Origin of the sequence: Microbacterium sp. (assembly GCF_047606385.1) — a bacterium.
Lineage (GTDB): Bacteria > Actinomycetota > Actinomycetes > Actinomycetales > Microbacteriaceae > Microbacterium.
The window spans coordinates 1-6,439 of the sequence record NZ_JASGEL010000103.1; the positions used below are offsets into that span (position 1 = coordinate 1).

Here is a 6,439-nt window from a genome sequence, read left to right on the forward strand (position 1 = left end):
GCGGCGCCCGCACCCCCCGCGCCCGCGCCGGCCCCGGAGACCGGTTACACGGGCTACCCGCCGGCACCGCCTCTTCCGCCGCGGTGACGTAGCGTGGAGGCCGTGTCGTCTCCCGTCGAGCTGCAGCGTCTGGCCGTAGAGATCGCCCGCGAGGCCGGGGAGCTCGCCGCGCGTCGTCGGCACGAGGGCGTCTCGATCGCCGCGACCAAGTCGGCGCTGGCCGACATCGTCACCGACGCCGACCGCGAGGTCGAAGCTCTGATCCGGGATCGGCTCGCCGCCGACCGCCCCGACGACGGCTTCCTCGGCGAGGAGTCCGGCGCCGGCGTCTCGCGCAGCGGCGTGACGTGGGTCGTCGACCCGATCGACGGCACCGTCAACTACGCCTACGGCATCCCCGCCTACGCCGTCAGCATCGCCGCGGTCGAGGGCGAGCCCGACCCGGCATCCTGGACCGCGCTGGCGGGCGCCGTGTTCAGTCCGGCGGTGGGGGAGCTGTTCCAGGCGGCGCGCGGCGAGGGAGCGTTCCTCGACGGGCGGCGCCTCACGGTGACCGATCCGGTGTCGGCGGCGGGGGCGCTGATCGCGACCGGATTCGGCTACGACCCCGCCACGCACGCCGGCGACCTCGCGCGGCTGATGAAGGTCATGCCGCTCGCGCGGGACATCCGGCGGATGGGAGCGGCCTCTCTCGATCTGGCCGGGGTGGCCGCGGGGCGGCTCGACGGGTATTTCGAGCGCGGACTGCATCCCTGGGACATCGCCGCCGGATCCCTGCTGGTCCTCGAGGCGGGCGGACGCGTCGGGGGCATCGGCGGTCGCGGACCGGGTCGGACGATGACGATCGCCGCCGGGCCCGACCTCTTCCGCAGGCTCTCCGACGTCATCACCGATTGAGACACGTGCATGGCATTCCCAGACGGATGCCGCTACTGTTTATCCATCCGTTACTTTCGTTGCCTGAGCGAAGTACGACGACCCGAGGCATGACATCCGCCGCGCATGCGCGGCACGAACCGAGGCGACCTGCGTTTTGATCTCTGAGAACACTGCGGCCGAAAGCGCCCCGTCGCGGCGCAGCCGCCGCCGTCCGGCCCTCGCGGTCGACGGTGGAGTGACTCAGGAGAATGCGGGGGATCCCGTCGTCCCGGCCGCCGTGCAGGCGCCCGCGATCCCGCTGACTCGTCGCGAGCTGCGCGAGATGGCGGCGCGCGAGGCCGCGTTGACCGCCGCGGAGCCGATCGTCACAGCGGACACGCTGGTCGCCCCGGTCGTCGCGACGGCGCCGATCACGCTGCCGGCGGCGCTGCGTGCTGAGCCTGAGCCGTCGGCGGCCGTCTCGGCCGAGCCGGTCGAGGCCGAGTTCGCGCAGGCGGTGCACGCCGATGCGAGCGCGGTCGTCGACGAGTTCGAGGCCGCCGCCCGTCTCTTCTCGTTCACCGGTGAGACCCCGATCCAGGTCGCCGCGGCCGCGATCGCCGAAGACGAGACCGAGCCCGCCCTGGCGTCGCCGCCCGCGCGGCGACTGTTCCGTGGCCGTGGCGCCTCCCTGAAGCGGATCACCGCGGCCGGTGCGTCGATCGGCGCCATGGGTGTCGTCGGTCTGCTCGCGGTCGGCATGACCACGCCCGCGGAGGCGGTGTCCGCGGCATCCGGCACCGCCAGCGTGTCGCTGACCTCGAGCGTGTCCTCGATCTCCGCGTCCGACGTGCAGGCGTACGTCGCACCGGCCAACGCGCAGACCGCGGCGCTGGACCGCGCGGACTACTCGACGGAGTCCATCGCGGCGATCGCCGCGGCGAACGACATCAGCTACTACTCGGACTTCTACACGAACAACCCGAACGCCGCGATCCAGTGGCCGTTCGCGGTCGGCGTGTCCATCAGCTACGGATTCGGCTGGCGCGGGTCCGAGTTCCACGAGGGCGCCGACTTCACGCCCGGCGAAGGATCGCACATCCAGGCGATCGCCGCGGGCACCGTCCGCATCTCGACCGACAGCGGCGGCGCGTACGGGGTGACCATCGTCATCGACCACATCATCGACGGCCAGCTGGTCTCGTCGCGCTACGCGCACATGCTGTACGGCTCGCGGCAGGTCGAGGTCGGCGACACGGTCGTCGCGGGCGAGTTCATCGGCGAGACCGGCGACACGGGTCAGTCGTACGGCGCGCACACCCATGTCGAGATCCTTCAGAACGGCACGACCGCGATCGATCCGATCGCCTGGCTGCGCGCCAACGCCGGCCGGATGGACCTCGGCGACTAGCCAGACCGGTTCGGCGGGATGCTGCTGCTCTGGTATCCTCGTTCTCGTTGCCCGCGCGCGGGCGGCACGCCCCGATAGCTCAGTGGCAGAGCACTTCCATGGTAAGGAAGGGGTCGTCAGTTCAATCCTGACTCGGGGCTCGCTTCGGCTGAGGCCGATCGCGGCAGGGTAGCTCAGTTGGTGAGAGCGCACGACTCATAATCGTGAGGTCGCGGGTTCAAGCCCCGCTCCTGCTACCGAGGTGCTCGCCGTGCCGGACCGGCAGCTGTGGTTCCGCCGATCCTGCGGGCGGCGTGTCATAACTCCGCCTGGATCGCGGCCCAGGACGTCGGCAGGCCCGGAATCCCGGGCGTCTTCCCGTCCCGCCCGCCCGGCCGGACTGAGTCATGACACGCCCGTGCGTCACGCCGTTCGCTGCTGCGACAGCGGCTGAGCGCCATAGACTCGCCGGAGTGAGCGAAGCCTCCCTCGCGCCCCGTCGCGTCCCGATCCTCGGCATCGTCGCGCTCGTCCTGGTGCTCCTGGCGATCGCGCCGTCGCTGCTCTGCTTCGTCGTGGCGCTGCAGCCGAGCACGGCGGACGCGGCCTGGTTCCTCTTCGTCACGCTGCCGTTCACGGCCCTCGGCGGCATCCTCTGCCTGCTGCTGAGCGCGCTCGCGCTCGTGCTCGACATCCGTGCGCGTCGCAACCTGGTGTGCACGATCCTGGCCCTGCTGCTGAGCATCGTCGCCGTGCTCGTCCCGGTCGCGCTCATCTCGGGCTGGTTCCTGTGACGTCGCTCTCGCCGCGACGGAGCACCGATGAGATGTCGTGTACTGTGCCAACGAAAGAAGGGGATCTCATGGGGGTCACACGCAGCGTCCGCGTCGGCGCGGCGACCGCGCTCACGCTGGCGGTCGCGTTGCTGGCCGGATGCGGCGTGGCGCCGTGGAACGACGACTCCTCGGCATCGCCCACCACCAGCACGGCCACCGCGGTGCCGACGCCGATCTCCAACGACCTGTCCACCGGCTCGACCGAGCGCACCGTCACGGCAGGATCGGTGACCGCGACGATCAACTACTGGTCGACGCTGTCGATGGATCTGTGGACTCCCACCGCCCTCAAGCCGATCAGTCTGTCGCTTTCGACGACCGTGACGCCCGACGACGGCCAGAAGGTGTACCTGCAGACCGCGACCATGGTCGTCGTGCCGGGCAACTCCTCGGGCGCGCTGTCCCCGCTGGACGCGCAGACCGACACCTATTCGGTGCCCTCGTCGGGAGCGCCCGGCTACCTGGTCCTGTCGCCGTACAGCTACTCGCAGACGTTCAACATCGGCGAGGTCCCGGCCGAGAGCACGTATGTCACGGTGCAGCTCACATACGACTTCCTCGTGCAGACGACACCCACCTCGAGCGAGTACGCGAAGCAGACCGCCAGCGACACGCTCGTCGTGCTGATCAACTCGGCGGGCTGACCGCTCGGGCCGCCGCCGGCAGGCTGACGGTCACCGTCGTGCCGACGCCCGGCTCGCTGTCGATGTCGAGCCGGCCGCCGTGCGCGGCGACGAGGGACTGCGCGATCCCCATGCCCAGGCCGGTCCCGGCGACGCCGGACCGGCGGGCGGTCTCCGCCCGGAAGTACGGCTCGAACACGTGCGGCAGGTCCTGCGGGCCGATGCCGAGTCCGTCGTCGGCGATCGACACGCGCACCGTCCCGGCCTCGACGCGGCCGTGGATGCCGACGGCGCCGCCCCGGTCGCTGTACTTGATCGCGTTGCTGAGGAGATTGTCGACCACCTGGCGCAGCCGGAACCCGTCGCCGACCACCCGCAGACCGGCCGGCACATCCGTCGTGACGGCGACGTGGGCGGTCTGGGCCGCCGGGAGGAACGACTCGACCGATGCCGAGACGATCCGGCCGAGGTCGACCGTCACCTCCTCCTGCGCCTGATCGGCGGCTCCCCGGTCGCGCAGGATGTCGTCGATGAGGTGCTGCATCCGTTGCGCGGCGGAGTCCACCACCCGCAGCTGCTCGCGGACGCGCTCGGGGATGTCCTCCTCCTCCAGCAGCAGCTCGGCATGGCCGATGATCGCGGTCAGCGGGTTGCGCAGCTCGTGCGAGACGACCGCCGAGATCCGCTCGCGTTTCCGCTCGGACTCGATGAGCGCCGTGACGTCGTGCACGAGCAGCAGGGTGCTGGCCTCCTCGCCGTCCACCGCCGGCAGCGCTCGCGAGGAGACCGAGAGGGCGTGCCAGGTCCCGACTGCGTCGAAGAGCCAGACGCGGTCCTGCTCGAACACCTCACCAGCCGCCGCGCGCACGAACGGGCGTTGCCGGCCGGTGAGCGGGTCGCCCCGCAGCGTCGCGTACTCGACGCTGGTGCCCGGCGCCGCCGGGGCGGCGGCGTCCAGCCCGTAGAGGGCGAGGTACGTGTCGTTGACGGCGAGGACGTCGCCGGCCTCGGAGATCCGGACGATGCCGGTGTCGAGCGCGTCGAGCGTGAGGGTGACGCGACGCTCCTGAGCCCTGACCCGTGACACCGTCGCCTGCAGGGTGTGCGCCTGGCGCCGCAGCAGCGTCTTGAACGCTCGCGTCTGCCGTGCGCTGATCGCGGTGCTCATCGCGAGGAAGGCGAGTGAGAGCAGCACGATGATCACCGTGGCGAACATCGACTCGTCGCTGCGGTCGAGGAACACCTCCACCAGCAGGCTCAGACCGACGAGGCCCCCGGCCGTCGCGATCGCGGCGGCGGAGAAGCGGGTCGCGATCCACACCACCGGGAACACCCAGAGGAAGCTCGTGTAGAGCCCGCCGCTGTACTGCAGGAAGCCGATCGCGACGATGTCCAGCAGCGGCAGTGCGAGCACGGCCCGCTGCGGCAGCAGCGCCCACGGCAGCACCAGCGTCAGCGCGGTGACGCCCACGACGCCGGCGACGCCGGCGGAGAACGTCCAGTGGACGAACTGCGACGGCGCCAGCGTCTGGACGACCAGCGCCACGATCACCACGACCGCGGCCAGCAGCAGCTGGGACAGCCAGATCGAGCGCGTGCGGGACAGGTCCGCCGAGGGGGCCGGTGCAGCCGACACGCTCCCTGCGGCACCCATGCAGAGAGTTTAGTGAATCTCCCGTATACTTGCGCCGCTGCTGAAGATCCACCCGACATGCCGGCGGCCGACCCGAACCCCTTCCCGCTGTCGCAGCGGGACGCACTCAGGAGCGCCCGTGAGCACTCGTACCGCCCTCCGCCGCATCGTCGTCGTCGCCGTGCTCGCGGTCTTCGGCTCCGTCTCGCTCTCCGGCTGCTCGGAGATCGTCAGCGCGTTCAACAACCTGCAGAACGACAGCGCCGCCGCGGTCTCCACCCCGACGCCCAGCACGAGCTCGTCCCTCGTCTTCAACTCCCAGTTCACCTACGACGGATCGGTGTCGCTGACCGCAGACCTCGCCGACGACCTCGTGCTGCACCTGGACGTCTGGGCGGACGACCCGAAGCAGACGCAGAGCTGGAGCCCCGCCACGGACAAGTCCTTCGGCTTCGCGGTCAACGTCTACGACAATCGGGTCGACGACAAGGCCGTGCTGACCGAGAAGCGCCGTGTCTACATCTCGGCGATCCAGATCACCGGTCAGACGGCCCAGACCTCGGGCGTCTCGCAGATCGCCTATCAGTTCTCCGCCGATCCGCGCACGCTCGTCCCGACCGACACGCTGCGCTCCGACTACGGGCTTCTGCTCAACCACTTCCAGGGCGGCCTGCTCGTCTCGAGCCAGACGATCCAGGAGCTCCCGGCCGACACATACGGCATCACGCTGACGTTCGCGATGACCGTGTACGTCGAGGGCACGGCGAACACGGACACCTCGTTCCAGCAGCAGGTCGTCTACCAGTACCTGCCGATCGCGATATTCCCGTAGCGCTCACAGCCGCGCCGGCAGGCCGATCCGGCCACGCCGGGTGCGTCGCGGCGGGATCAGCGCGTCGAGCGTCGCGATGTCGGAGACCTGCTCCTGCGCGATCCCGATCCGGGGCAGGTCCTCGTATGCGACCAGCGGCGTCAGCTCGTCGAACCGCCGCTGCAGCACGTCCGTCCGCTCGGCGCCGACCGCGGCGGCGGGCAACGCGACGGTGAGGGTGTCGCGTGCGCACGCCGCGACCGGGGCGCCGGCCGGGGCGACGTCCAC

7 protein-coding genes and 2 tRNA genes are annotated in these 6,439 nt (G+C 70.8%); 7 read left to right on the plus strand and 2 right to left on the minus strand.

Features of this window, described 5'->3' with window-relative positions; all coding sequences use genetic code 11:
• Positions 1 to 102 precede the first annotated feature (102 nt).
• From QM626_RS10205 to QM626_RS10230, 6 genes are all read left to right on the plus strand, one after another.
• Complete coding sequence (locus QM626_RS10205) at positions 103 to 897, plus strand: inositol monophosphatase family protein (RefSeq protein ID WP_415076628.1); 795 nt, start codon at positions 103 to 105, stop codon at positions 895 to 897.
• A 217-nt stretch (positions 898 to 1,114) separates the two neighbouring features.
• The gene (locus tag QM626_RS10210; protein WP_415076630.1) at positions 1,115 to 2,269 is read left to right on the plus strand and encodes a peptidoglycan DD-metalloendopeptidase family protein; all 1,155 of its coding nucleotides are present in this window, start codon (positions 1,115 to 1,117) and stop codon (positions 2,267 to 2,269) included.
• Positions 2,270 to 2,337: 68 nt separating this feature from the next.
• Positions 2,338 to 2,409, plus strand: a tRNA-Thr gene (locus QM626_RS10215).
• A gap of 22 nt (positions 2,410 to 2,431) precedes the next feature.
• Positions 2,432 to 2,505, plus strand: a tRNA-Met gene (locus tag QM626_RS10220).
• A 216-nt stretch (positions 2,506 to 2,721) separates the two neighbouring features.
• Positions 2,722 to 3,042 carry a hypothetical protein gene (locus QM626_RS10225; protein ID WP_415076632.1) on the plus strand — a complete coding sequence of 107 codons (321 nt, stop codon included), beginning with the start codon at positions 2,722 to 2,724 and terminating at the stop codon, positions 3,040 to 3,042.
• A 68-nt stretch (positions 3,043 to 3,110) separates the two neighbouring features.
• Positions 3,111 to 3,728 carry a hypothetical protein gene (locus QM626_RS10230; protein ID WP_415076634.1) on the plus strand — a complete coding sequence of 206 codons (618 nt, stop codon included), beginning with the start codon at positions 3,111 to 3,113 and terminating at the stop codon, positions 3,726 to 3,728.
• Here QM626_RS10230 and QM626_RS10235 read toward each other — a convergent pair.
• Positions 3,712 to 5,361 carry a sensor histidine kinase gene (locus tag QM626_RS10235; RefSeq protein ID WP_415076636.1) on the minus strand — a complete coding sequence of 550 codons (1,650 nt, stop codon included), beginning with the start codon at positions 5,359 to 5,361 and terminating at the stop codon, positions 3,712 to 3,714. The two genes, QM626_RS10230 and QM626_RS10235, sit on opposite strands and share 17 nt — an antisense overlap.
• A 118-nt stretch (positions 5,362 to 5,479) precedes the next feature.
• Between QM626_RS10235 and QM626_RS10240 the strand changes: the two genes are divergently transcribed.
• On the plus strand, positions 5,480 to 6,172 hold the full coding sequence (locus QM626_RS10240) for a fructose 1,6-bisphosphatase (RefSeq protein WP_415076638.1): 693 nt from the start codon (positions 5,480 to 5,482) through the stop codon (positions 6,170 to 6,172).
• A gap of 3 nt (positions 6,173 to 6,175) precedes the next feature.
• Here QM626_RS10240 and QM626_RS10245 read toward each other — a convergent pair.
• Positions 6,176 to 6,439 (minus strand): hypothetical protein (locus tag QM626_RS10245; protein ID WP_415076640.1); only part of this gene is annotated, 264 nt, incomplete at its 5' end.

Coding starts and splice junctions, on each gene's coding strand:
- QM626_RS10235 (WP_415076636.1), bottom strand. CDS start 5,361: ATGGGTGCCGCAGGGAGCGTGTCGGCTGCACCGGCCCCCTCGGCGGAC.
- QM626_RS10230 (WP_415076634.1), top strand. CDS start 3,111: ATGGGGGTCACACGCAGCGTCCGCGTCGGCGCGGCGACCGCGCTCACG.